Source organism: Zunongwangia sp. (assembly GCF_048269745.1).
Lineage (GTDB): Bacteria > Bacteroidota > Bacteroidia > Flavobacteriales > Flavobacteriaceae > Zunongwangia.
This window is the reverse complement of the sequence record NZ_JBLXIB010000013.1, coordinates 56374-82731: the sequence shown is the minus strand read 5'-3', so window position 1 is coordinate 82731 and position 26358 is coordinate 56374. Positions and strand designations below refer to the sequence as shown.

Sequence of the window (26358 nt, the reverse complement as noted above, 5' to 3'; positions counted from 1 at the left end):
AAAGATATGAAACTAGCAACAATACCGATCAAACGGCCCACGATTGTAGTGGTTCTTTTCACCATTCTTATTTTAGGAGGACTTTATAGCTACAGTAGGTTGGGCTATGAATTGTTACCCAAATTCAGCCTCAATTTAATTACTATTTCCACTCCATATCCCGGAGCTTCTTCCAGTGAAGTGGAAAACTCGGTGACTAAGAAAATAGAAGATGCCATCTCTTCGGTTGAAAATGTCAAAAAAATAGAATCGAAATCTTTCGAAGGACTTTCAACCGTAAGTTTAACCTTGACTTCCGATGCCGATGAGAATGAATCTTTGAATGATGCGCAGCGTAAAATAAATGCGATTGAAAAAGACTTACCAGACGATGTAGATCCGCCATCACTTAGTAAATTTTCGCTTAGTGATTTGCCCATTATTACCATTGGCGCCACTGCCAATATGGAAGAAACCGCATTCTACGATTTACTGGATAAAAAAATAAAACCGGTACTTTCCAGCACCAAAGGTGTAGGCCAGGTCACTGTGATTGGAGGTTCCGAAAGGGAAATACAGGTAAATATTGATCCTGAAAAAGTAAAAGGCTTCGATTTAACATTGCCCCAGGTGGTCAGCATTATTTTAAGCTCCAATATTGATTATCCTACTGGAAATTTGAAGACCCGGCACAATCGGGTGCTGATCCGTTTATCGGGTAAGTATGAAACTGTCGATGAACTCCGCAATTTGGTGGTGAGTTCCACCGATGGAATCCAGGTACGGGTACGCGATATCGCTGAAGTAAGGGACACCCAACAAGAAGTCACTAAAATTGCCCGGGTAAATGGCAAAGATGCCATTATAATGCAGGTAATGAAACAGTCGGATGCCAATGCTGTAGAAGTGAGTGAAGCCATTCACCGCAGTTTACAAGAAATGGAAGCGCAATATGCCGGCAATCAGGTGAAATTGCCCGTTGTAGATGACAGCAGTGAATTTACCTTACAGGCATCAGATGCCGTCATGCACGATTTAATATTAGCAGTGGTATTGGTCGCCGTGGTCATGCTGTTTTTCTTGCATACCATCCGTAATGCTTTTATTGTAATGGTTTCCATTCCCGCATCCCTTATCGCTACGTTTATAGGAATGTACCTCTTGGGATATACCCTAAACCTGATGAGTTTATTAGGACTTTCGTTGGTGGTGGGGATTCTAGTAGATGATGCCATTGTAGTATTGGAAAATATTTACCGCCATATGGAAATGGGGAAAAACCGGGTTCAGGCAGCTTACGACGGGATGATAGAAATCGGATTTACCGTTTCTGCAATTACCCTGGTAATTGTGGTGGTATTTCTTCCTATCGCAATGAGTACCGGGTTGGTTTCCGATTTAATTTCCCAGTTTTGTGTAACTGTTATCCTAGCTACCTTATTCTCCTTACTCTCCTCCTTTACCATTGTTCCGTGGCTTTCTTCCCGATTTGGAAAATTAGGAAAGATTACTGGAAAGAATTTATTTGGGAGAATCATTTTGAGCTTTGAAAAAGGACTGGATAAGTTTACCCATTTTGTAAGTGGTTTATTAAAATGGTCGTTGGTTCATAAAGGAAAAACCACCTTCATTGTCTTGGTATTATTCATAGGTTCGTGTGCGCTTTTGGTAATGGGTTTTATTGGTGGGGAATTCCTTCCTCCGGTAGATCGCGGACAGTTTGTGGTACAATTGGAACTCAACAAAGATGCTTCTTTGGAAACCACGAATCTGGCTACTCAAAAAGCGGAAAAAATACTGAGTCAACATCCTGAAGTTAACCGCTTAGTCACTACTGTGGGGCAAAGTAGTGACGGAACTGTTGGCACTCAGGAAACTCCTTTTAAATCTGAAATTACGGTAGCCTTAGTCGATAAAGCCAAACGGAAAGATAAAACCACCGTATTTGCCGCCCAGGTGAAACGGGAATTACAACAAGCCCTGGTTGGGGTGAAAATTAAAACCGCTACGGTAAGTATTGTAGGAGACGTTGATGACGCCCCCATCTCCTTGACCATTACTGCTCCTAATTATGCAGATGCTTTGGAATTTTCTAAAAAAGCACTGGATTCTTTAGCGGAAGTTCCCGGAGCTACCCAAATAAAAAGCAGTGCAGAAAAAGGCAATCCTGAAGTACAGGTTTCCATAGATCGGGATAAAATGGCGGCTTTAGGGATTGCCTTGCAAGATGTAGGTATGGCAATGCAAACCGCTTTTAACGGCAATACCGATGGGAAATTTCGTGGCGGTGCTTATGAATATGACATTAATATTAAATATAATGCAAGGCATCGGTTGTCTATTCAGGATGTGCGCAATATCTCTTTTGTGAATACCGAAGGCAAAAGGGTTCAACTCTCCCAATTCTCGAATATTACGGAAGGTACTGGACCTAGTTTTCTAGAACGTCGGGATAAAAGTGCTGCAGTGACGATTTCTGCACAGGCAGCCGGTAGGCCTTCAGGGGATATTGCCGCCGATTGGGAAGAAGCTTTTTCAAAAATACCACGCGATAACGGTGTAAATTATATCTGGGGTGGCGATATGGAAAACCAGTCGGATAGCTTCGGAACCTTACTCCTTGCTTTATTAGCAGCTATTATACTGGTCTATCTTATTCTGGTAGTGTTATATGACAGTTATCTCTACCCATTGGTAGTGTTATTTTCCATTCCGCTTTCCTTTATTGGCGCACTTTGGGCCTTGGCGCTTACCAATAATGCGCTGAATATATTTACCATTTTGGGAATTATCATGCTTATTGGATTAGTGGCAAAAAATGCGATTCTTCTGGTCGATTTCACCAATCATCAGAAAGCCGAAGGGCTAGATACTTTTACGGCCCTTGTAAATGCCAATCACGCCCGGTTACGCCCTATTCTAATGACCACCATAGCAATGGTAATTGGTATGATTCCTATTGCACTGGCCAGTAGTGCCGGTGCTGAATTGAACAACGGACTGGCCTGGGTAATCATTGGCGGACTTATCAGTTCACTGCTGCTCACTTTGATTGTGGTACCGGTAGTTTATTCCGCTTTCGATAAACTGGCTCTAAAATTCAAAGGAAAAAACCACAATGCGGAGGCCATTAATAATTTGGTCACCTCAAAAAATTAAGGGGATGCCCACACCGCTTAAAGAAAAAAACGAAACGAATATGATAATCTAGTACAACGATGCATGTCAACAACTATAAAGCAACGGAAATAGCTATCATTGTATGTAGTTGGATGCTGGCCCTTCTTCTTTTTGCCTATTTAAAATTTGGAGATGTTAATGATGCCTTTTTAACCGAATGGTATGATAAACAACTATTTTTTAATAAGAATATTTATAATGTAGCCTTGGCATATGGCCTCTTGCTGGGATCGCTTTTAAGCATTATACATTTAGCGGAAATGCCTATAACTACGGAATGGTGATACCTTATTCCACTTATACTATGGTTGTAGGCAATGTTTATTTCGAACCGGGAGCACGAAGCAACTGGCATACACACCCTGGAGAACAAATATTAATCATTACTGATGGTGTTGGCTATCAACAGATTGAAGGCCAGGCAGTAGACACGATAAAAAAGGGAGATGTGCTGAAATGTCCGCCAATCACCACTTTAAGACCTTAAAGATTGAACTTATTTATGATAATGATCTTAAAACCATTGAACAAGCCAAGACCGCTATTTTTGAATACAATAGAAATAGGGTATAATAGAAAACGCTTGCACTCTTACTTGGGATACAAAACCCCTTATGAAATAGAACAAGAATTTTATCAATTAAAAATGTAGTATACGTCTTAAAAAAATTGTCCGACTTTTTGTTGCAAGTCTAGCTTGTATACGCAACTATTCTTACACAAACCATTAGCTACAATTCCTCCTGACAAAAAACTAAACGGATATTAATTAATGAAATATTTGAAAAAAAATCTAAAATCGATTAAATTCAATCCTTTTTTAAGTCGAAAAATATAGAAAATGTCAAATATTTGATAATTACTTTTGTTAAGTAAACTTTGAAACTTAGTTTGATAGAAAAAGCATTTGTAACAAGCGAAAATTGATTTTTTAAAGCCTAATTTTCTTTTTAACTGAAAAATTAAATGTTTAGAAGAAATATTTAGGATAAAAGACTTGAAAACAATCGAAAATTAATAAATCGAAAGGTGTTTTCTAACAGCAAATTGAATTCGAAAATGACAAAATTCAGAACGGATTAATTTCAAAGAAAAATTTGATAAAAAATTTTAGAGAAGACTCAAAAACGAAAAATTAAATTCCACACTACTCTGATAAATAAAAAATAAAAGTCTTGCTAAAAAATAATCGAAATTTAATAAATTAGAGTACAATTAAATATAAACTAAAAAGCTGAACGTGTTGCAACAACAGGTAACTATGTATAACCTCAATTACGGCAGATTCCCCTACATCCGAATACACTCAGAATTGCCAAACCTGTATCAAACCGAAAATAAACGCTATAACCCGTAACTGACACTTATATAAAACTGTTATATTTCATTTATCAGATGAATTTCACTAAAAAAATAGCATTATTATTTTTCATTCTTATAACGCTAAAAAGTCATCCACAATTACAAAAGCTACCACTTTCTGGTTATTATATTGCTGATTCTATAAATCATAATCTTAAGCAATCAGATAAGTTAAATTGGTCTAAACACACTTATTCTTACTTAAATATGGAAGATGAGGTGTTGACCACTTTTTTATTTCCTAAAAATCAAATAGATAGTTTAGATATAAAAAACAAAGAGTTTAAAAAAGCTTTTTTCACAACCAAGCCAAGCCTTATTTGGAAAGATGAAAATCGTTTTGCTATAAGTATAAAGGATACTGTTTTGGATAATGTGATTGATATCTATTCTGAGTTTATGCGTGTAGAAAAAACCGACGAACGTATTTTAAAGGTAAAAAAATACATCAAACAAAAGCGGCAAGAAATGGATGCCACTCACCTAGCATTAAAACAACAATTTCTCCAAGCATTAAACACCTCTAAGGCTTACTTAACATATATTCCAAATACAGGATTTGGTTTTGCCAAGCCTTTGAACGTTCACTTAAAAGATCTTATTTATATAGACCGAAACTTTAGGTACCAATTAGATGACTTAATAAAAGACAATTTACTAACTAAAGATAATTTGACTTTTTACGGTATTTATAAAGATGAAACCAATACCAACCCTAACAACGGTTTGAATCTGGCTATTATAAAATCTGAAAAACCTTTTACATTACACGAGCTTGTAAAAAAATTTAATTTAGATCAATTGACAGTGGTTTTTAGAACAGAAGAAAGCTTACTGATTAAGACCAATTTTAAAGAATATATTTTCTTTTCTGTGAAAAAACTATCTCCGAACAGTTATGCTATTGCCAAAGGTATTGCAAATTCATTTGAGTATTCTAAACAACAATTTCATCTTTTTTCTACCATAGATAAAACTGAAAATGTAAATGCTTTTCCTATGGATGTTTTGTTTACAGAATTACCATTAACAAAAACAGATAGTTTGTTTTCAAAAAAGGTAAACGAGGTGTTATTAGCTAAAACACTTCCTAAAAATTTTATAGACAAATCATTAACCGGAAAATCTATTTATGATGCATCTAACGATCGTTCTTCGATATATTCATATCTACAATTAAAAGAAAAGTCTATCTCTAGGTTGATCAAGCGTATAAAAGCAGAAAATAAGGCCTACAATTTAATACATCAAGACAAAAATAGCCTCCTCTATGAGCATAAAGGATATTTTAATGCATTTGTGTTAAAGCCTTATAAAGAGTACACTGTATTGTTAAGCTTAAAACAAATTAAAACCACCTTTCCTATAAAAGCCCCTATAGAAAAATCTATTTATTTTTATAAAAACGCAAAAGCTGTAGCATTAAATGATTATCCTATTGATGAAAATTTGAAGCCCTATTTTAATTATTTTAAAAGTGTATGGCCGGTTTTTAACGAAAAAAACAATTTATTCATTGTTAGTAAAGATAGAAATACAGAAGGTGTGTTTTCTTTAAAAGGAGAGTATATTTTACCTTTAAAATATAACGATATTAATTACTCTAAAGAAAGCAAAGGTTTTTATATAGAAACATTTGATAAGAAAATAATTAAAGCAAAACCAGAAGATGCTATCCAAAACAATAGAATTAAGGAAAGTAATAGAAAACGAGGTTGGGCAAGTGAAGATGGCAAAATAATTATAGAACCACAATACCACAGCATTGCTATAATTCCCGGGGCAAACTTAGCACATATTTACAGCCATAGTGATGAGGAAGGTATATTAAATATTACTACCAGAACGTATATTATTCCTTTAAAAAAACACAGGATTAGTCATTATAAGCAAGAAGGTTATTTTGTAATTCATGAAGATTCTTTACAATATTTAGCAAACTATCAAGGAGAGGTTAAGGGCCCTTTTGATAGAATAAAAAACAATTCAGGCGAATTTATAGGGATAAAAAATGGTGTAAAAACTAAGATTATATTTGATTAATTGAAGTATAGATCCAGGAGAAATAACTCAGTTTTCAAAAACAAAATATTTTTAAATGAACAAATTATCTATTTAATACTACTTTCGATAAAAATGATATTGATAGATTAAATTTCATGAAGTTTGTAATGAATTGGATGCAAGGAACTCCGAATTACACCTTTGATATATGAAAGAGTGCAATGAATTTAACAAAAGGAAAAACGAACATTTTAGGATTATGCTTAGCTGATTTAACTAAAATAGTACTTGACAAAACAAATAAAAGCTTAAATAATAAGCAAATTCATAAAAAAGAAAATAATTTGAAACCAACCAAAGCGATGAAAAAATAATGAAGAGTATAAAGTCCTAAAATCTTACACGATAAGAGAAGTTCATCTCAAATTAAATATAGCATAGAAAAGTCTAATTTTAAGAATCAAGGAAAAAATAGTTAATCTGACAAATACGTTTACTTATTCTGACAATTTGATATAACCGCAAATCTTTATAACTAATACTAAAGAAATCAATAGTGCGCATATAAAAAACATGAATAAATTAATAGAAAATATAAAAGCATATATACTTCTTAATAAGAATGAAATTCAATTGCTTAAAGATGCTGTAGATAAAAAAATATATCAAAAAAATGAGCTCATTTTCACCGAAGGAAAAATATCAGACGAAATTTATTTTGTAACAAAAGGATGTGTAAGATTGTTTTATAATGTAGATGGTAACGATAAAACAGCCTTCTTTTATACTGAAGGACAATTTATATGTGCTGGTGAAAGCTATACTTTTAAAATTCCAGCAATTGAAAATTATCAAGCAGTTGAACAAACTGAGATATTTGTCTTTGAAAAATCAAAAATTGAACGTTTATTAAAAAAAGTTCCTAAATTTGAAATAATTGCCAGAATAGCCACTGAGAACGAACTAATAACTTGCCAAAAGGTCATTGCATCATTTATAACAAAATCGGCAGAACAACGTTACATCGATTTATTGAATAGCAACGGAAGACTATTCCAGCGTGTCCCACAGCATTATATTGCATCGTTTTTAGGAGTATCTCCTGAAACTTTAAGTAGAATAAAAACTCGTGTATTCAATAAAAAAAGTTCTTGACGATCGTCAAGAAAAAATGGATATGCAACTACTAAATTTGTAAAAAAAAGATGAATGCAAATAAAGTTTTAGTAGCAGGAGCAACAGGATATTTAGGACAATATTTGGTCAAAGAACTTAAAAACAGAGGTTTTTGGGTGAGAGTTTTAATTAGAAAAGAAGCTCAAAAAAGTAAATTTAAAGATGTTGATGATTTTTTTATAGGTCAAATAACCGAACCAAGCTCGATAATTGGTATAACAAATAATATTGATTGGGTTTTTTCTACAATTGGCATCACTCGACAAAAAGATGGAATGACCTATATGGATGTTGATTATAAAGGAAATTCAAATTTACTGAAAGAAGCCTTGAAAAATAAAGTTGAAGCATTCCAATATATTTCAGCGATAAATGGAGACAAATTAAGACAGCTTAAAATATTTGAAGCCAAAGAGAAATTTGTAGATGAATTAAAAAATTCAGGAATTCCTTATTGTGTATTACGGCCAAATGGATTTTTCTCTGATATGAAGGATTTTCTAACAATGGCAAAAGCAGGTCGAATATATTTGTTTGGAGATGGAAAATTTAAACTGAACCCAATCCATGGAGAAGATTTAGCAAAAGTTTGTGTTGAAAAGATGATAGCCGGAGTTAATGAAGAATCAGTAGGAGGCATTGATATTTTAACGCAGAATGAATTAGCTGAATTAGCATTAAAAGCATGGCAAAAACCAATAAAAATAAGTCACCTTCCGGATTGGACAAGGCAATTTACCATTTGGATTTTAAGAACATTTACATCTTCAAAAACATACGGACCTATTGAGTTCTTTTTAACTTTAATGGCATTAGATAATATTGCAAATCAATACGGAACGAATCGTCTAGAAGAATTTTTTAGATTAGAGGTAAAGAAAATGAAGAAGAAATAAGTACTAGGTAAAACATTTTTTGTGAGTAATAGCAGAAAATACGGAGATATTAATTGAAAAAACAGCGGACAAAAACAATCAAAAATTGATGAATTTTCATATCTTTTTAAATCCAGAATCAAAAAATAATAAAAAGAGATTGAAGTTGAAAAAAATAAAATTTCAACTTCAGTCTTTTCTATTTATATATTAAATTTTAAGCTATTCTTCTTCGGAAATTAATGAATCTTCCATGGCTAAAGTTTCATCTTCTTCATTTGAAAAAGGAACTGAATTTTTTAAACGCATAAATTCCTCTACTTTTTTGCTATCTTCTTCTTCTCCTGTAAAATATGGAAATACATCCATAATTGGTGATTCAGAAACTGCCGGAATAGTATATTCGCCCATAGTATCTTTCATTACATGCTCGGTATTTTCAAAAGCTTCTTTTACATCATTAGCTTGCACTAAAAGGTACTGATTAGTTTTCCGTTCTTTACCACTTTCCTGATCAAATGCAATAAGTGAAATTTTAGTCTTGAACCAGCGATCTGAATTCTCAAAAGGATGAATTTCCGCATAATTAGCTACTTTAATATTAGTAATTAAAATTTCTTCTCCTTCACTCAGATAAACTGACATTTCTTCTGTTATACGCTTTTCAGCTTCGGTATACGAAATTGCATCTACTAAAAAAGGTTCTGTTTTTACTTTTCGTATTCCGGTAACTTCATCTGTTTTTCTATATTTCACTTTACATTCATACCAAGTTGCACTCATAATTTTCTGTATTTAGACCGCCAAAAATAGAATTTCAAAACATGCAACCAAGCTACTTGTATAAATAGATATTCACAATTTAATTATAATTTTATAGTTAATTAAAAATAAGAATGTTAGTCAAAATTTATTTTAATTTGAAAGGTGGTAATATTAGAAAATTCTAGTATTATTAATATAGCAACAAGGGTTTATCCCCTTTACAAAATCTACATAATTAATAAAAGTTCTTATTATATCCCCATCTGTAAATGCATCTAAAACAGGAATAAAAAGCGCTTTTAGACCATCAAATTTATCTTCCAATATTCTTTTTAATGATATTAATATATCGATAATTTTCAAACATTAGGATGATGATGTTCTTACGTATAAATTTGCTTACAGTTCTAAGGAAATAAATTATTTTAGAAAGTACCCAAACTAGAATAAATTCTATTAAAACAAAAGCAGACTTTGTAGGAAAAATATAAAATTGACAAATAATAGATACATTTTTATAAATTGCAATGAATTTATAAAGACTAAACTTTTTGACGTTTTAATTTTCAATTACGATAACTCTAAGATTTATATGCCGACAAAAAATTCAATAGTATCTGAAATTTTTAAAGGAATTTCATTTTCTACTCATGAAACTAATTTAATAGAGAATCGGATTGAAAAAATTGAACTCAAAAAAGGCGATACTTTATTAAAAAATAACGAAACAGTTCTCCATCAATATTATGTTGAAGAGGGTTGTCTACGGACGTATTTTATAGATCAATCCGGTAAAGAACATACCTTACAATTTGCGATAACAGATTGGTGGATTAGTGACTATACAGCATTTTTTTCTTCTACTAAAGCTATTATGAATATAGAATGTATTCAAGATGCCAAACTTTATAAAATTTCAAGAGAAAGCATGGAAAATTTATTTGAAGAAATTCCACAACTAGAAACGTTTTTCAGAAAAAAAATGGAAAGAGCTTTTGCTAGTTTTCAGAAGAGAATTCTAGCAAGTTTATCGCAATCAGCTAAAGAGCGGTATTTATCTTTTATAACCTCATATCCAAATATTGAACAAAATGTGAAAAATTATCATATCGCTTCTTATTTAGGGATCACCACAGAAAGTTTAAGTAGAATACGAAAAGAAAGTATCGAAAACTAATTTCTTATCCTACATCAATTTTTAGCATCCTCTTTTGCGTTAGTTTTGCACTCGTAAAACAATTTAATGTTTAAATGAAAAGAGTATTAACAGTATTATTCATTATAACTTTATTTTCTTCTTGTGGAAAGAACACGAAGAAAGAAAATAGTGAAGATGCTAAAAAAAACACTGAAATGAAAAAGGTACTATTTGTATTAACCAGTCACGAAGATTTAGGAGACACTGGAGAAAAAACAGGATTTTGGATTGAAGAATTCGCTGCGCCTTATTATCTTTTAAAAGATAGAGGCTTCAAAATTACTTTAGTTTCTCCTAAAGGTGGACAGCCTCCAATAGATCCTAATAGTAAAACTCCAGATGCACAGACTCCAGCTACAGAACGTTTCAATAAAGATGAAGAAACTCAAAAAGTTTTAGCACATACATTAAAATTAGAGTCAGTAAGTCAGGAAGATTTTGATGCGGTATTTTACCCTGGAGGTCATGGACCATTATGGGATTTAGCTGAAGATAAAAATTCGATCGCCCTTATTGAAGATTTTTATAAGCATAACAAACCGGTAGCCGCCGTTTGCCATGCACCAGCTGTTTTTAAAAACACGAAAAATCAAGATGGTACTCCTTTGGTTGAGGGTAAAAAAGTAACCGGATTTACTAATGAAGAAGAAGAAGGCGTACAACTTACCCAGGTGGTTCCTTTTTTAGTAGAAGATATGCTGAAAAAGAATGGTGGAGTTTATTCTAAAAAAGAAGCTTGGGCTCCTTATGCAGTAGAGGATGGCTTATTAATTACCGGACAAAACCCAGCATCTTCAGAGAAAGTAGCTGAACTTTTAGCTGAAAAATTAAAATAGATAATACTAAGCGTAGTATATACAAACAGCGACTTAAAATTTTAAGTCGCTGTTTTATTTTTTATAAGTAATTAAAGAATATTCCTAATCCTAATTTAAATTCTCAAAATACTAGCTTTATTAAGCTTAATCTTCCCACTTAAGTCCTAATTATTTCTTCATAGAAACATTACAAGTTAAGTTGGTTATTAGAAAATATTTTTATTAGTCCACATTTGCTTAAAATTTTTAATCTCGATATTTCTACTATACTTGTAATTTAAATCTAATTTAGTTTAAGCTTTTCAGCAATATTAGTATCAAAACTTAAGTATAGATTTAGATTTTAAGAAATAAAAATGCTACAGATTATTGAAAAGAATTATTCTTAAAAAAGACAGCATTATGTATGACTTATTGTTTACTAGTGATCTCATTTTAAATTACTTCATATATCTATTAATCAAAAACAAGATTTCAAATAGTAAATTTCATTTTTTAATTCATTAAAACTAAACATAAAAAAACAGGGCGAAAAGCCCTGTTTTTGATATACCAAGTAGAATATTTAATTTTATTCAGCTAATAACGCTTTCATCTCAGCAGCTTTTTCTTTTTCACCTAATTGAGAATAAATATTCATTGCAGTTCTAACTGCATCAGCATTACTTGAATCTTTTTCGATTATTTTTTCTAAATATGGTAAAGCTTCACGATAAATACCTTTTCTTTCTTCAGTTAACTCATCGTAACGTTTATTGTCTGCTTTACTCATTCCAAGACCGTTCATCTCATCGATGATAGCTCGCTCTTTACTTAAAATAATTGCAGCAATATTCATACTAGCAGAAGCCATATCTGGATCTAATTCTAAAGCTTTTTTATAATATTCAATCGCTTTTTCTTTATCACCTAATTCTGCAGTACTTACCCCTAAATTATAATATATAGAAGAATCGTCTGGAGATTTTTTAACCAACTCATTCATTAATTGGTTATATTTCTCTTTATTTCCCATTTGATAATACATATTAGCTTCAGCTTGCATTAATCCAACATCATCAGGATTATTAGATTTTGCATCTTCCATAGCTGAAATTGCTTTTTCATTATCACCTTGATTAATATAAATTAAAGCGATATTCTTAGCAATTTCACCTTTTTTAGAAGGTATTTTTTTGTCTTGAGGATCTGTATACTGATCTGACTTAGACATTAAATCACGCTGTTCCTTAGAAGGAAAGTTTACACGATCTCCAGTTTCTGCATTTACAGCAGAATATTCCATTGAAGATCCATCAAAACCTAAATCTTTAAGTTGCTCGTAATATTTTAAAGCAGCATCGTAATTTTTAGCATTTAATGAATTTGCAGCAGCATAGTACAAATAGATAGTATCTTGCTGATTCAATTCATAACTAGCTACTAATTTATCTGCAGCCTTATCATAATTTTGGGTGTTCTGATCGTTAATTGCACTTTGAACTAAAGCATTTCTTACTTTAGTTAAACCTTCTTCAGCATCAGTACTACCCATTTCTATTGCTTGCTTATAAGCATCTCCAGCAGTTTTAAAGTCTTCTACAGAAACATTTTTACCATCTCCTAAATATGCTTGACCCTTATATAAATAGAAACGTTCTGTCCATTTACTGTTAGCCTCATCTAGTTTTTGTTCTGCAGCTGCTAATTTTTCTTTAGCTTGACTGTAATTTCCGTCTTCGATAAAATCTTCTGCATCTTTGATTTCATCCTTTTGAGCAATTGCTGACAAACTAAGAAGTGAAAGCAGCGACAAGCTTAGAATGTTTTTTTTCATTGTATTTGTTTTTTTGATTTAGTTATTCTTCTGAGTCGTTAGAAACAATATTTGTGCCATCTGTTTCACCAGTTGGTTTATCTGCGCTTTCTACATCGTCTATTTCGTCTAAATCATCTTCATCGTGCATTACTTTAGCAACAGCAGCAATAGAATCTTTTGTTCTAAGATTAATCAATTTAACGCCTTGGGTAGCTCTACCCATTACACGTAAATTGCTTATTTCCATTCGTATTACAATACCCGATTTATTAATAATCATTAAATCATCGTCATCTGTAACATTTTTAATAGCTACTAAGTTTCCCGTTTTTTCGGTTAAAGAGATTGTTTTAACTCCTTTACCTCCTCTATTGGTAATTCGGTAATCATCTAATTTAGAGCGCTTACCATAGCCATTTTCAGAAACTACAAGTATATTAGATTCCATATCGTTAACCGAAACCATTCCTACAACTTCATCTTTATCGTTAGCAAGAGTAATACCTCTTACTCCAGATGCATTACGTCCCATTGGTCTGGTTTTACTTTCTTCAAAACGAATTGCTTTCCCACTTTTTACAGCTAACATTACTTGACTATCTCCGCTAGTAAGTTTTGCTTCTAATAATTCGTCACCTTCTTTAATGGTAATTGCATTAATTCCATTAGTTCTGGGTCTAGAATATTGTTCTAAAGAAGTTTTTTTAACTTGACCTTTTTTGGTTGCCATTATTACATAATGACTGTTGATATATTCCTCATCTTTGAGGTCTTGCGTACAGATAAATGCTTTTACTCGATCGTCTGGATCAATATTTATTAAATTCTGTATAGCACGTCCTTTAGACGCTTTACTTCCTTCAGGTATTTCGTAAACGCGCATCCAGAAACATTTTCCATTTTGCGTAAAGAATAACATGTACTGGTGATTGGTTCCAGTAAATAAATACTCTAAGAAATCTTCATTTCTAGTTGTTGATCCTTTTTGCCCAACCCCTCCTCTATTTTGAAGTTTATATTCGGTAAGAGAAGTTCGCTTAATATATCCTGCATGCGATATAGTAATTACTACTCGCTCATCAGGAATCATATCTTCAATACTAAGGTCGCCTCCTGAATATTCTATAACAGATCTTCTTTCGTCACCATATTTTGCCTTAACTTCGATTAATTCATCTTTAATCACTTCCATTCTTCGCTCTTTACGAGCTAAAATATCTTTAAGGTCTTTTATAGTTTCTTGAATTTCGTCGTATTCAGTTCTTAATTTATCTTGTTCAAGACCAGTAAGCTGTCTCAATCGCATTTCTACAATTGCTCTAGCTTGAACATCGGTTAATTCGAAACGATCTATTAATTTTTGTCGCGCTTCTTCTGTGCTATTAGATCCTCTTATAATGGCAATTACTTCATCTATATTATCGGATGCTATAATTAAACCTTCTAATATATGAGCTCTATCTTCAGCCTTCTTTAATTCAAATTCTGTTCTTCGAACAACAACTTCATGCCTATGCTCTACAAAATGATAAATTATATCTTTTAAGTTCAGCATTTCAGGTCTTCCTTTTACAAGTGCAATATTGTTTACACTAAAAGAAGATTGTAATGCTGTATGCTTATATAATGTATTTAGAACAATATTAGGAATAGCATCTCGTTTTAGTTGATAAACGATTCGCATTCCATGGCGGTCAGATTCATCACGAATAAGACTAATGCCTTCTATTTTCTTTTCGTTGACTAAATCAGCCGTTTTCTTAATCATATCAGCTTTATTAACCTGATATGGTATTTCAGTCACTACAATACATTCTTTTCCTCGAACTTCTTCTAGTGAAGATTTAGCACGTAAAACAATTCTCCCACGACCAGTTTTAAACGCTTCACGAACACCATCATAACCATAAATAGTCCCTCCAGTAGGGAAATCTGGTGCTTTAATATGCTCCATTAAACCTGGAATATCAATATCATTATCTTCGATATAAGCAATAGTTCCGTCTATAACCTCAGATAAATTATGCGGAGGCATATTAGTAGCCATACCTACAGCAATACCACTAGCTCCATTTACTAATAAATTAGGAATTCTAGTTGGTAATACTATTGGCTCATTTAAAGAGTCATCAAAATTTAATTGAGTATCTACGGTTTCTTTATCAATATCAGCAAGCATATCCTCACTGATTTTTCTCATTCTAGCCTCTGTATAACGCATAGCCGCTGGACTATCCCCATCTACAGAACCAAAGTTACCTTGACCATCTACAAGCATATAACGTAAGCTCCATTCCTGAGCCATTCTAACCATTGTATCATAAACGGAAGAATCTCCATGCGGATGATACTTACCAAGTACTTCACCTACAATTCTTGCAGACTTTTTATAGGATCTATTAGAAAGCACACCCAATTCGTACATTCCGAATAATACTCTTCGGTGTACGGGCTTAAGACCATCACGAACATCTGGCAAAGCACGTGACACAATGACCGACATTGAATAATCAATGTAAGCCGATTTCATTTCTTCTTCAATGTTGATAGGAATTAACTTTTCTCCTTCAGCCATATTTCATATATAGTTTAGTTCACAAATCTAACGCGGCAATTTACGCAAAATCCATATCTTAACCGCTAATATTACTACACAATTCGTATTTTTTATTAACAAAATTTTATTGAAACAAATTAAATAAGTTAACACCCGTATATTTTGATAATTGAAACTATTTTCGTCAATTAGCTAGTAAATGGGGATTAGGTACGGTTTTTGTCTAATTCTAATTATTAATTACTAAGAGAGAAAGGAAAAACATGGATGATAATTTTTCACCAAAAGTTAAAGATGTTATAGCCTACAGTAAAGAAGAGGCCTTACGCTTAGGTCACGATTTTATTGGTACAGAACATCTTATGCTTGGGTTATTAAGAGACGGTGATGGTAAAGCTATAGAAATTCTTAATGCTCTAGATATCGATTTAAGTCACTTACGAAGAAAGGTTGAAATACTTAGTCCCGCTAATCCTAATACTACATTGGTTTCTAATGAAAAGAAAAATCTTCATTTAACCAGACAAGCGGAAAGAGCATTAAAAACAACTTTTTTAGAAGCTAAATTATTTCAGAGTTCTAATATTAACACGGCTCATTTGTTATTATGCATCTTACGTAATGAGAATGATCCAACTACACGTCTACTCAATAAATTAAAAATTGATTATGATGGTGTTAAAGATCAGTTTAAGTTTATGACAGCAAATAATGATGATGATTACATACAAGATCCTACTGCCGAATCTTTTTCTGATGAAGACAGTTCTGCGGATGATGCTACAAAAGATAATCCGTTTAGTAGCGGTGGTGGCTCTGGAAGTAGTGGCGCTAGCAAAACCAACAAAAAGTCTAAAACTCCTGTTTTAGATAATTTTGGTCGTGATCTTACAGCGATGGCTGAAGCAGATAAACTAGACCCTGTTGTTGGTAGAGAGAAAGAAATAGAACGTGTTTCGCAAATATTAAGTAGACGTAAAAAGAACAACCCGCTATTAATTGGAGAACCTGGTGTAGGTAAATCTGCAATTGCTGAAGGTTTAGCGCTTAGAATTGTAAAACGTAAAGTTTCTAGAATTTTATTCGATAAACGTGTTGTTACATTAGACCTTGCTAGTCTTGTTGCAGGCACTAAATACCGTGGACAATTCGAAGAACGAATGAAAGCGGTAATGAATGAATTAGAAAAGAATGATGATATTATTCTTTTTATTGATGAAATTCATACAATAGTAGGCGCTGGTGGTGCAACGGGTAGTTTAGATGCTAGTAATATGTTTAAGCCTGCGTTAGCCCGTGGAGAAATACAATGTATTGGTGCTACTACTTTGGATGAGTACAGACAATACATCGAAAAAGATGGTGCTTTAGAACGTAGATTCCAAAAAGTAATTGTAGAACCTACTTCTGTAGATGAAACTATCGAAATATTAAATAATATTAAAGATAAGTACGAAGAACATCATAACGTAGAATATACGCAAGAAGCAATAGAAGCCTGCGTAAAACTTACAAATCGTTATATGACAGAACGATTTTTACCAGACAAGGCAATCGATGCGTTAGATGAAGCTGGTTCTAGAGTACACATCACTAATATAGATGTTCCAAAGCAAATTCTGGATTTAGAACGTAAACTTGAAGAAGTTCGCGAGCAGAAAAACTCAGTTGTAAAGAAGCAGAAATATGAAGAAGCAGCAAAACTAAGAGATGACGAAAAAAACCTTGAAAAAGAATTAGCAATTGCTCAAGAACGCTGGGAAGAAGACTCTAAAAAACATAAAGAAACCGTAAGCGAAGATAATGTTGCCGATGTAATTTCTATGATGACAGGTGTCCCTGTTAATAGAATTGCACAAACAGAATCTAATAAATTAGTAGAATTACCTAACAAAATAAAAGGTAAAGTAATTGGTCAAGACGATGCTGTTGCTAAAGTAGTAAAAGCAATACAACGTAATCGTGCAGGTCTAAAAGACCCAAATAAACCAATTGGCTCTTTTATTTTCTTAGGACAAACCGGTGTTGGTAAAACACAATTGGCTAAAGTATTAGCTAGAGAATTGTTCGACAATGAGGACACTTTAATTAGAATCGACATGAGTGAATATATGGAAAAATTCGCTGTATCTCGATTAATTGGAGCACCTCCGGGATATGTTGGTTACGAAGAAGGTGGACAACTTACCGAAAAAGTTCGAAGAAAGCCCTATGCTGTAATTCTTTTAGATGAAGTTGAAAAAGCGCATCCAGATGTATTCAATATGCTTCTGCAAGTTCTTGATGATGGATATTTAACGGATAGTTTAGGTCGAAAAATTGATTTTAGAAATACCATTATCATTATGACTTCTAATATTGGAGCTCGTAAGTTAAAAGATTTCGGTCAAGGTATTGGTTTTGGAACACAATCTCAAAAATTACAAGCCGACGAAAATACAAGAAGCGTCATTCAAAATGCCCTTAAAAAAGCTTTTGCTCCTGAATTCTTAAATAGAATTGACGATGTTATTGTTTTCAATGCATTGGAAAGAGAAGATATTCATAAAATTATAGATATTGAACTTTCTAAGTTATTCGGTAGAATTAGCGGGTTGGGATATAATTTGGAACTTTCTAAAAAAGCAAAAGATTTTATTGCTGAAAAAGGATTCGACAAGCAATACGGGGCTAGACCTCTAAACCGAGCAATTCAAAAATATATTGAAGATGCTTTAGCTGAAGAAATTATAAACTCTAAAATTTCTGAAGGTGATAAAATAAAAATGGATTACAAAGAAGGTGAAGAAGAATTAGTAATAACAGTAGAAAAAAATACTGAAGAATCTGAGCCTAAAAAATAAAGTTACTTTCTTTTTTAAAAGTAAAAAAAGCTCCATGAATTCATGGAGCTTTTTTTATACTACAACTGCTCATACTTTAATAATCTAGATAGTTTTCTTTATTAATAAATTTTTCAATAAAAGATTTTGAAGTCTGAATAAGAGGAGCCATCATAACATCATCTGTAACTATAGGAATCTCTTTTCTGAAATTAGCTAAAACTGTTTCTATTTTCACTGAAGATTTTATAGGTTCTCTAAAATGTAATGCTTGTGAAGCATTAAAAAGTTCGATAGCTAGAACAGTATCTACATTATCCATAACTCGAACTAATTTTGTAGCCGCATTTGCTCCCATACTTACGTGATCTTCTTGCCCATTTGAAGACACAATAGAATCTATTGAAGATGGTGTACACAATTGTTTATTTTGGCTTACAATACTAGCAGCCGTGTATTGCGGTATCATAAAACCACTATTCAACCCTGGATTTTCAACTAAAAAGTTTGGCAACCCACGCAATCCTGAAACTAATTGATAAATTCTTCTTTCAGAAATATTAGCTAATTCAGCCATAGCAATTGCTAAATAATCCATAGCTAAAGCCAGAGGCTGACCATGAAAATTTCCTCCAGAAATAATTTTATCATCATCAACAAAAATATTCGGATTATCAGTTACTGAATTAATTTCAGTTTTTACAGTATTATATACAAAATTTAAAGTATCCTTTGTCGCTCCATGAACTTGAGGCACGCATCTAAACGAATACGGATCTTGTACGTTTTCTTTTTCTTGTAAAGCTAATTCACTTCCTGCTAAAAATTCACGTATTTTTTCAGCCGTTTTTAGTTGTCCACGATGCGGTCTTACCAAATGTACTAATTCATCAAATGGAGATAAATTACAATCGAAAGCATCCATCGAAACCGCACTAATAAAATCGGCAGAATACGAAAGTTTATAAGCTTTTATAAGACAATGCACTGCATGAGCACTCATAAACTGAGTTCCATTTAATAATGCTAAACCTTCTTTAGATTGTAATTTTACAGGTTGCCATCCAAATTTTTCCAAAATCTCAGCACCTGTAATAATTTCATTTTTATAATACACATTTCCCTCCCCTATTATTGGTAAAGCCAAATGCGCTAATGGCGCTAAATCTCCTGAAGCACCTAATGAACCTTGTTCGTAAACTACTGGTAAAATATCTTCATTAAAAAAATCGATTAGTCGCTCTACTGTCTTTAATGCTACTCCAGAATTTCCATAGCTAAGCGACTGAATTTTTAACAATAACATTAATCGTATTATAGATTTTGCTACTTTATCTCCAGTTCCGCAAGCATGTGATTTCACTAAATTTTCTTGTAAAACAGTTAATTTTTCTGAAGTGATTTTTACATTACACAATGCCCCAAAACCTGTATTAATTCCATAAATAGGGACATTACTTTTATTTATTTTAGCATCTAAATATTGTCTGGATTTTTTAATATTTAATTGCGCTTCAACACTTAGAGCTAATCTCTTCTTAGTATCTATAATATCTCTAATTATAGCTAAATCTAAAATATCCGAAGTAATGTAATATACTTGCTCCATAAGAACTGTAATTTAAAGTAGCGCAAAATTCGATGATAGCTATAAGTTATCCAAATTTTGATAAATTAATCCTAATAAAGCTAAAATTGATAAAACTGATACCTTTTTATTCTGAAAATAGTGATTTAAAAGCAGCCCCCATTTTTTCAGAAATATCGCCAGAAATAAGCGATTGGTAGGATTGCTCTTCTGCCACAAGATCTCCGGCTGCACCATGCAAATACACACCTAGAATAGCTGCGGCTAAAGGTTCATATTGCTGAGCCATTAAACCGCTAATAATTCCAGAAAGTGTGTCGCCACTGCCGGCTGTTGCCATTCCTGGATTTCCAGAATTATTGATATAAATCTGACCTTCTCCAATTGTAAAAGTGTGAGCGCCTTTCAGCACTACAATAACATCGAATTTTTCAGTAAACGCTTCTAACTTTTCAAGCTTATCAAAATCATCTTTCCATTCGCCTATTAATCGTTGCAATTCTTTAGGATGTGGTGTTAAAACAGATTTCTTCGGAAGAAATTCTAAAAGCTCCCTATTTTTTGCCAGCATATTCAAACCATCTGCATCAATCAACATTGGTTTTTCTGTCTCCTGAAGTAAAATTTTATACGCTTCAATAGTATCCGGAGCTGTACCAGCTCCCATTCCAAAACAAATTACTGAAGGATCCAGTTCATAATTAATAGCCGTTAATTTTTCTTCATTTTTATCAGTAATCACCATAGCTTCCGGTAACAAAATTTGAAGAATCTGATAGCCGCATTTTGGTACAAAAGCACTCACTAATCCGGCACCTGTTCGCAAAGCTGCTTTAGTTGCCAAAACTACACTTCCTATTTTGCCATAACTCCCGCCTATTACTAATGCATGGCCATAATTGCCTTTATGAGAATTTGTTTTTCGGGGTTTATATAAGCTTCGTGCTTCCAGCTTACTAATTAAATAAGCATTTGTTTTTTCTGTATTCAAAAATTCCCGATCTAAGCCTATATCTAAAATCTGCAAATCACCAACATAATCCATAGTTTCTGGAAGAAAGAAAACCAATTTGGGCGTTTGGAAACTAATTGTAAAATCTGCTGAAATAACTGCATCATTTTCTGTTGGTACTCGATCTAAGAATAAACCTGAAGGTACATCTATTGCCAAAGTAAATGCTTTAGAGGTATTAATAATATTCACCAGTTTTGCCACCCAACCTTCTAAAGAGCGATTAAGACCAATTCCGAAAATAGCATCAATTACAAAATCATTCCTATCAATCTCCGGAAAATCATCTTCATTTTTTATTGAATTTGGCCAATTAGTAGTAATCCCTTTTAAGCGTTCATAATTCTGCAAAAAATCATCCGATCGATTATCGGTATAATTCACAATAAAAACGGATACACTATACCCTGCCTCTAGTAAAAGTCTTGCGATAACCAAACCATCTCCGCCATTATTACCTACTCCGCAAAATAATTTTATAGTAATCGAGGCATTTTCTAACCTTTTGTGTATTTCGTTAAAAGCTAATGTTGCAGCTCTTTCCATAAGTTCGACAGACGTTATACTCTGGTTTTTTATAGTAAGCTTATCTGCTTGTTTTAACTGAGATGCAGAAAAAATCTTCATAGAATTATCGATTTTTAAAGGTTTACTCAAAGATACATTTTATAAAAAGCAAAAAAGAAGCTTTGACATTTCCTTCACAATTTCTAAGAAACTATGGAAAATTCAGCCTTAATTCTATAAATTTGCGCAAACTAATAATCAAGATGAAAGAAGTTGCACTAGCGAATAAACATAAAGCTCTGGGAGCCAAAATGGTTCCATTTGCAGGATACAATATGCCTGTTTCTTACGAAGGCGTTAATGCCGAACACCAAACTGTTAGAGAAAAATTGGGCGTGTTCGATGTATCACACATGGGAGAATTTTTAGTTACCGGGGAACATGCTTTAGAACTAATACAATTAATTTCGTCTAACGATGCTGCAAAACTTGTAGATGGACAAGCACAATATACGTGCATGCCAAATGAAGATGGCGGTATTGTAGACGATTTGATTATTTATAGAATTAATGCTGAAAAATTCTTGTTAGTTGTTAATGCTTCTAATATCGAAAAAGATTGGCAATGGATTAGCAAACATAATTCTATGGATGCGCACCTTAGCGATATGAGCGATGAATTTTCGTTGCTTGCTATACAAGGGCCAAAAGCTGCTGAAGCAATGCAAAAACTTACTGATGTAGATTTAAGTGCTATGAAATTTTATACTTTTGAAGTTGGTAATTTCGCCGGAAAAGATAAAGTAATAATTTCAGCAACAGGATATACAGGTAGCGGCGGATTTGAAATTTATTTTAAAAATGAATATGCTGAAGAAATTTGGGATAAAGTAATGGAAGCTGGTGCCGATTTTGGAATTAAACCTATTGGCCTAGCAGCAAGAGATACACTTCGATTAGAAATGGGATTTTGTCTTTACGGAAATGATATTGATGATACCACCTCTCCTATTGAAGCTAAATTAGGATGGATCACAAAATTCAATAAAGATTTTATAAATTCTGAAGCTTTAAAAAAAGAAAAAGAAGAAGGACCAAAACGTAAATTAGTTGCGTTTGAACTTGATGAACGAGGAATCCCTAGACAAGGATACAACATCGTGAATGAAGAAGGAGAAGTTATAGGAAATGTTACATCGGGCACTATGGCACCGTCGTTAGAAAAAGGAATTGGTTTAGGATACGTTAAAACAGAATATGTAGGTTTCGGAAAGAAAATAAATATTCAAATTCGTAAAAAAACAATACCGGCTACACAGGTGAAATTGCCTTTTTATAAAGGATAATTTATTTGGAACGTATTTTAGTTTTAGGAGCTAGCGGCTTTATTGGCAATGCCATTTATAAAGAGCTATGCTCCTATTTTGATACTCACGGAACATATTTTACAGATAATACCGAATTCGAGAAAAATCATCAGTTTCATCAATTCGATATGGAAACTGAAAATTTAGAGTTACTACTACACAATTTAAAACCCACAATTATTATATCTGCTGTTCGAGGCAGTTTTGAGGCACAATTAGGGTTACACTATTCGGCTATAAATTATATACTTAACCATTCCTGTAAACTCATATTTATAAGTTCAGCAAATGTTTTCGATGCTTTTACAAATTATCCTAGTTACGAGTACGATAAAACATTATCACAAAGCATTTATGGACGTTTTAAAATTAAGATTGAAAATGCCTTATTACGCTTACCTAACAATAAATACAATATTTTAAGACTGCCTATGGTATTTGGTCAAGGTTCCCCCAGACTTAAAGAAATAAAAACACTTATAGATTTAGAAGAAGCTATTGAAGTTTTTCCGAATGTAGTTATTAATGTTACCGAAATCAGTAAAGTGACCCAACAAGTACATTATATAATCAATAGGAATAAACAAGGTATCTTTCATTTAGGAAGTTCAGATCTAGTGCATCAAAAAGATTTTATTGAAGATGTTTGCGAAATATTAGGCTATAAAAACTTACGTTTTAAAAATGTATATAATAGTAACGAAGATCGTTATTTAGCAGTTTTACCAAAAGATAATTTACTTCCAAAAAACTTACAAATAACAGTACAACAGGTTATTGAAGCTTCTCTTAAAAAATAGGTTAATCTTATATTAAACCCATTTACCTGCTCTTTATTCAAAATAAGTATTCCTAACTTTAATTTTAAACTTAAAAAAATAGTTATGGAAAAATTAACCGATTCGCAGATTAACGAAAAGCTAGAATCTTTAGACGGATGGACCTATAGCAAAAACATGCTACACATTAGCCTAGAATTCGAAAACTTCAAGGATACATTTACGGTAATGACTAGAATTGCTTTTGAAGCAGAAGCAACTCAACATCATCCAAATTGGGCAAACGCTTATAATCAATTAGAAATATCCTTAACCACTCACGATGCTGGAGGAGTTACTCAAAAAGATTTTGATATGGCAAAAACTATTGATGCTATAATTGAAGCCAAATAAATTTTACAGCGGCATTTTTTAGCAGAAAGCTACCAATTTTAAAACATTTTTAGTGGCTTTTTTATATTTTTGCTCGGATTTCATTTTTATTATTATGGGAAGAGCATTTGAATTTAGAAAAGCACGTAAGATGAAACGCTGGTCTGCAATGGCTAAGGCGTTTACTCGTATAGGTAAAGATATTGTAATGGCAGTTAAAGAAGGTGGACCAGATCCAGACTCTAACGCTAAATTGAGGGCAGTTATACAAAACGCAAAAAGTGTTAACATGCCTAAAGATAATATTGAGCGTGCTATTAAAAGGGCTTCAGATAAAAGTCAGGGAGATTATAAAATAGTATTATTCGAAGGATATGCACCTCACGGAATTGCTATTTTGGTAGAAACAGCTACCGATAATAACAACCGTACGGTAGCAAACGTACGTTCCCATTTTAATAAATGTGATGGAAATTTAGGAACTTCAGGTTCCGTTGAATTTATGTTCGATCACACCTGTAATTTCAGAATTAACGCTGAAGGTTTAGATCCTGAAGAATTAGAACTGGAATTTATCGATTTTGGTGCAGAAGAAGTTTTTGAAGATGAAGATGGTATTCACATCTATGCTCCTTTTGAAAATTATGGAAGTATCCAAAAAGAGTTAGAGAGTAGAGAAATAGAAATTTTATCTTCAGGTTTCGAAAGAATACCACAAGTCACTAAAAAATTATCTACGGAAGAAGCTGAAGATGTAGAAAAATTATTAGAAAAATTAGAAGAAGATGACGATGTTCAGAATGTGTACCACACCATGGAAGAATCATCTTCAGAAGGATAATAAATACTAATAACGAATAAAAAAGCGGAACTAAACGTTCCGCTTTTTTTATTTCAATTTATGACTTTTAAAAATTCTCTTTTTCTTGGCGATCATGCCGAGCTTCTTTTCCTTTTCTACGTTTACGTTCTTCTAGTAACAACGATAATTCTCTCCCTGTTTGTCCTTTTACAGATGAGTTTTCTTGAGCCCTTCGCATTAAATAAGGCACCACATCTTTAACCGGACCAAAAGGCATCAACTTAGCTGCATTATAACCTTTTTTGGCAAGATTATAACTCAAATTATCACTCATCCCAAATAACTGGCTGAACCAAATTCTAGAATCATCATTAGTTAAGTTTTTATCTTCCATAATTTGCAAAGCCAAATAATTACTAACCTCATTATGTGTCCCTATAAAAACGGAAATATCTTCTAAATTTGCAAGGCAATAAGACATTACACTATTAAAATTCACATCTGTAGCTTCTTTACTCTCGCAAATTGGTGTAGTATAACCTAACTTTTTAGCACGCTTATTTTCTTTTTCCATATAAGCGCCTCGAACAATTTTGGCTCCTATTTTAAATCCTTCTTTTCTTGCACGTTCATGCAAATTTTTAAGATATTCTATACGATCCCATCGGTAACATTGCAAGGTGTTGAAAATAATAGCTTCTTCCTTATTGTATTTTCGCATCATATCTTCTACAAGATCGTCTGCAGCTGTTTGCATCCAAGTTTCTTCTCCATCAGCATACAAACGAACTTTTAATTCGTAAGCAGTTTTACAAAGTTTTTCAACTCTATTTTTAACGCGATCCCACTCTTCTTTCTCTGTTTCATCGAGACTTAACTTAGCAGTTTTTTTTTCCCAAATCTCAAATCTACCTACACCTGTTGGTTTAAAAACAGCAAATGGAGACTCTTCATTTTCAGAAGCAAATTTTATTAACTTCAACTTTTTTTCTAACGCAGCATCAAATTCTTCATCGGTTGCTTTCCCTTCTACTGAGTAGTCTAAAATACTATACAAATTAGCTTTATACATCTTATGGATCGTCTTCTTGCAATCTTCCATAGTCTCGCCACCAGCAAATTGTTCAAAAATGGTTTTTTTAATGATTCCTTCTACTGGCAAGTTCATTTTCAAAGACATTTTTGTAGCAGCAATTCCAGTTTTAACTAAAGTTGGCTTTCCCATCATAGTAAATAGGAAAATCGCACGATCTAAATCTGAATCCGATTTTAATTTAAAAGCTGTTTTTGTATCATTAAATATTTTTTTTCTAATCATTTAGTCTAGTTAAGTAATTACACAAATATAATTATTGAATCGTTATTTTGTTTTAATTATTTCTCCTTATTTTCGAATC

Annotated in this window: 21 protein-coding genes; 15 read left to right on the top strand and 6 right to left on the bottom strand. The window is 32.7% G+C overall.

Annotation, left to right across the window (positions count from 1 at the left end):
* Window positions 1–6: 6 nt before the first annotated feature.
* The 8 genes from ACN0WI_RS14080 (at window position 7) to ACN0WI_RS14045 (ending at window position 8597) form a co-directional block, all read left to right on the top strand.
* Entirely contained in the window at window positions 7–3138 is a 3132-nt protein-coding gene (locus tag ACN0WI_RS14080; RefSeq protein WP_417887651.1) for an efflux RND transporter permease subunit, read from the top strand.
* Window positions 3139–3197: 59 nt separating this feature from the next.
* Window positions 3198–3443, top strand: a complete 246-nt coding sequence (locus ACN0WI_RS14075; RefSeq protein ID WP_417887649.1) for a hypothetical protein — start codon at window positions 3198–3200, stop codon at window positions 3441–3443.
* The gene (locus tag ACN0WI_RS14070) at window positions 3437–3646 is read left to right on the top strand and encodes a cupin domain-containing protein (RefSeq protein WP_417887647.1); all 210 of its coding nucleotides are present in this window, start codon (window positions 3437–3439) and stop codon (window positions 3644–3646) included. Before ACN0WI_RS14075 ends, ACN0WI_RS14070 begins: the two co-directional genes overlap by 7 nt.
* A complete protein-coding gene (locus tag ACN0WI_RS14065; RefSeq protein ID WP_417887645.1) occupies window positions 3616–3732 on the top strand; it encodes an IS3 family transposase in 117 nt (38 codons plus the stop codon). Before ACN0WI_RS14070 ends, ACN0WI_RS14065 begins: the two co-directional genes overlap by 31 nt.
* 822 nt (window positions 3733–4554) lie before the next feature.
* Window positions 4555–6564, top strand: coding sequence for a hypothetical protein (locus tag ACN0WI_RS14060; protein ID WP_417887644.1), 2010 nt, complete (start codon window positions 4555–4557; stop codon window positions 6562–6564).
* 182 nt (window positions 6565–6746) lie between these two features.
* Window positions 6747–6899: a hypothetical protein gene (locus ACN0WI_RS14055; RefSeq protein WP_417887642.1), complete on the top strand. Its 153-nt coding sequence runs from the start codon at window positions 6747–6749 to the stop codon at window positions 6897–6899.
* 199 nt (window positions 6900–7098) lie between these two features.
* Window positions 7099–7680, top strand: coding sequence for a Crp/Fnr family transcriptional regulator (locus tag ACN0WI_RS14050; RefSeq protein WP_417887640.1), 582 nt, complete (start codon window positions 7099–7101; stop codon window positions 7678–7680).
* A gap of 50 nt (window positions 7681–7730) precedes the next feature.
* Window positions 7731–8597, top strand: a complete 867-nt coding sequence (locus ACN0WI_RS14045; RefSeq protein WP_417887638.1) for an SDR family oxidoreductase — start codon at window positions 7731–7733, stop codon at window positions 8595–8597.
* Window positions 8598–8798: 201 nt separating this feature from the next.
* On the opposite strand, the gene ACN0WI_RS14040 is transcribed toward ACN0WI_RS14045, so the two are convergent.
* On the bottom strand, window positions 8799–9359 hold the full coding sequence (locus ACN0WI_RS14040) for a DUF4494 domain-containing protein (RefSeq protein ID WP_417887636.1): 561 nt from the start codon (window positions 9357–9359) through the stop codon (window positions 8799–8801).
* 574 nt (window positions 9360–9933) lie between these two features.
* On the opposite strand from ACN0WI_RS14040, the gene ACN0WI_RS14035 reads away from it, so the two are divergent.
* Entirely contained in the window at window positions 9934–10518 is a 585-nt protein-coding gene (locus ACN0WI_RS14035; RefSeq protein ID WP_417887634.1) for a Crp/Fnr family transcriptional regulator, read from the top strand.
* 74 nt (window positions 10519–10592) lie between these two features.
* The gene (locus tag ACN0WI_RS14030) at window positions 10593–11375 is read left to right on the top strand and encodes a type 1 glutamine amidotransferase domain-containing protein (RefSeq protein WP_417887632.1); all 783 of its coding nucleotides are present in this window, start codon (window positions 10593–10595) and stop codon (window positions 11373–11375) included.
* A gap of 553 nt (window positions 11376–11928) precedes the next feature.
* Here the strand turns inward: ACN0WI_RS14030 and ACN0WI_RS14025 are convergent.
* Window positions 11929–13173 (bottom strand): tetratricopeptide repeat protein, encoded by a 1245-nt coding sequence (locus ACN0WI_RS14025; protein WP_417887631.1) that lies wholly within the window; start codon window positions 13171–13173, stop codon window positions 11929–11931.
* Window positions 13174–13195: 22 nt separating this feature from the next.
* Window positions 13196–15730, bottom strand: coding sequence for a DNA gyrase subunit A (gene gyrA / locus ACN0WI_RS14020; RefSeq protein WP_417887629.1), 2535 nt, complete (start codon window positions 15728–15730; stop codon window positions 13196–13198).
* Between the two features lie 245 nt (window positions 15731–15975).
* Here gyrA and ACN0WI_RS14015 point away from each other — a divergent pair, with 245 nt between their 5' ends.
* Window positions 15976–18555 (top strand): ATP-dependent Clp protease ATP-binding subunit, encoded by a 2580-nt coding sequence (locus ACN0WI_RS14015; protein ID WP_417887628.1) that lies wholly within the window; start codon window positions 15976–15978, stop codon window positions 18553–18555.
* A 76-nt stretch (window positions 18556–18631) separates the two neighbouring features.
* On the opposite strand, the gene hutH is transcribed toward ACN0WI_RS14015, so the two are convergent.
* Both hutH and ACN0WI_RS14005 read right to left on the bottom strand, forming a co-directional pair.
* Window positions 18632–20143 carry a histidine ammonia-lyase gene (hutH, locus tag ACN0WI_RS14010; RefSeq protein WP_417887627.1) on the bottom strand — a complete coding sequence of 504 codons (1512 nt, stop codon included), beginning with the start codon at window positions 20141–20143 and terminating at the stop codon, window positions 18632–18634.
* A 106-nt stretch (window positions 20144–20249) separates the two neighbouring features.
* Window positions 20250–21761, bottom strand: a complete 1512-nt coding sequence (locus ACN0WI_RS14005; RefSeq protein WP_417887625.1) for an NAD(P)H-hydrate dehydratase — start codon at window positions 21759–21761, stop codon at window positions 20250–20252.
* A gap of 143 nt (window positions 21762–21904) precedes the next feature.
* Between ACN0WI_RS14005 and gcvT the strand changes: the two genes are divergently transcribed.
* From gcvT to ACN0WI_RS13985, 4 genes are all read left to right on the top strand, one after another.
* Window positions 21905–22987 (top strand): glycine cleavage system aminomethyltransferase GcvT, encoded by a 1083-nt coding sequence (gene gcvT, locus ACN0WI_RS14000; protein ID WP_417887622.1) that lies wholly within the window; start codon window positions 21905–21907, stop codon window positions 22985–22987.
* A gap of 5 nt (window positions 22988–22992) precedes the next feature.
* Window positions 22993–23808, top strand: coding sequence for a sugar nucleotide-binding protein (locus ACN0WI_RS13995; protein WP_417887621.1), 816 nt, complete (start codon window positions 22993–22995; stop codon window positions 23806–23808).
* An 84-nt stretch (window positions 23809–23892) separates the two neighbouring features.
* A complete protein-coding gene (locus ACN0WI_RS13990; RefSeq protein WP_417887619.1) occupies window positions 23893–24180 on the top strand; it encodes a 4a-hydroxytetrahydrobiopterin dehydratase in 288 nt (95 codons plus the stop codon).
* 94 nt (window positions 24181–24274) lie between these two features.
* Window positions 24275–25000 (top strand): YebC/PmpR family DNA-binding transcriptional regulator, encoded by a 726-nt coding sequence (locus tag ACN0WI_RS13985; protein WP_417887617.1) that lies wholly within the window; start codon window positions 24275–24277, stop codon window positions 24998–25000.
* A 67-nt stretch (window positions 25001–25067) separates the two neighbouring features.
* Here ACN0WI_RS13985 and ACN0WI_RS13980 read toward each other — a convergent pair whose 3' ends face one another.
* The gene (locus tag ACN0WI_RS13980) at window positions 25068–26279 is read right to left on the bottom strand and encodes a proline dehydrogenase family protein (RefSeq protein WP_417887616.1); all 1212 of its coding nucleotides are present in this window, start codon (window positions 26277–26279) and stop codon (window positions 25068–25070) included.
* Between the last annotated feature and the right edge of the window lie 79 nt (window positions 26280–26358).

Bases quoted from the DNA above. Each gene is read 5' to 3' on its own strand.
- ACN0WI_RS13980 (WP_417887616.1), bottom strand. From the start codon at position 26,279: ATGATTAGAAAAAAAATATTTAATGATACAAAAACAGCTTTTAAATTA.
- gyrA (WP_417887629.1), bottom strand. From the start codon at position 15,730: ATGGCTGAAGGAGAAAAGTTAATTCCTATCAACATTGAAGAAGAAATG.
- ACN0WI_RS14015 (WP_417887628.1), top strand. From the start codon at position 15,976: ATGGATGATAATTTTTCACCAAAAGTTAAAGATGTTATAGCCTACAGT.
- ACN0WI_RS14080 (WP_417887651.1), top strand. From the start codon at position 7: ATGAAACTAGCAACAATACCGATCAAACGGCCCACGATTGTAGTGGTT.
- ACN0WI_RS14035 (WP_417887634.1), top strand. From the start codon at position 9,934: ATGCCGACAAAAAATTCAATAGTATCTGAAATTTTTAAAGGAATTTCA.
- ACN0WI_RS14060 (WP_417887644.1), top strand. From the start codon at position 4,555: ATGAATTTCACTAAAAAAATAGCATTATTATTTTTCATTCTTATAACG.
- ACN0WI_RS13990 (WP_417887619.1), top strand. From the start codon at position 23,893: ATGGAAAAATTAACCGATTCGCAGATTAACGAAAAGCTAGAATCTTTA.
- ACN0WI_RS14070 (WP_417887647.1), top strand. From the start codon at position 3,437: ATGGTGATACCTTATTCCACTTATACTATGGTTGTAGGCAATGTTTAT.
- ACN0WI_RS14005 (WP_417887625.1), bottom strand. From the start codon at position 21,761: ATGAAGATTTTTTCTGCATCTCAGTTAAAACAAGCAGATAAGCTTACT.
- hutH (WP_417887627.1), bottom strand. From the start codon at position 20,143: ATGGAGCAAGTATATTACATTACTTCGGATATTTTAGATTTAGCTATA.
- ACN0WI_RS14030 (WP_417887632.1), top strand. From the start codon at position 10,593: ATGAAAAGAGTATTAACAGTATTATTCATTATAACTTTATTTTCTTCT.
- ACN0WI_RS14025 (WP_417887631.1), bottom strand. From the start codon at position 13,173: ATGAAAAAAAACATTCTAAGCTTGTCGCTGCTTTCACTTCTTAGTTTG.
- ACN0WI_RS14055 (WP_417887642.1), top strand. From the start codon at position 6,747: ATGAATTTAACAAAAGGAAAAACGAACATTTTAGGATTATGCTTAGCT.
- ACN0WI_RS13985 (WP_417887617.1), top strand. From the start codon at position 24,275: ATGGGAAGAGCATTTGAATTTAGAAAAGCACGTAAGATGAAACGCTGG.
- gcvT (WP_417887622.1), top strand. From the start codon at position 21,905: ATGAAAGAAGTTGCACTAGCGAATAAACATAAAGCTCTGGGAGCCAAA.
- ACN0WI_RS14045 (WP_417887638.1), top strand. From the start codon at position 7,731: ATGAATGCAAATAAAGTTTTAGTAGCAGGAGCAACAGGATATTTAGGA.
- ACN0WI_RS14075 (WP_417887649.1), top strand. From the start codon at position 3,198: ATGCATGTCAACAACTATAAAGCAACGGAAATAGCTATCATTGTATGT.
- ACN0WI_RS14050 (WP_417887640.1), top strand. From the start codon at position 7,099: ATGAATAAATTAATAGAAAATATAAAAGCATATATACTTCTTAATAAG.
- ACN0WI_RS14040 (WP_417887636.1), bottom strand. From the start codon at position 9,359: ATGAGTGCAACTTGGTATGAATGTAAAGTGAAATATAGAAAAACAGAT.
- ACN0WI_RS14065 (WP_417887645.1), top strand. From the start codon at position 3,616: ATGTCCGCCAATCACCACTTTAAGACCTTAAAGATTGAACTTATTTAT.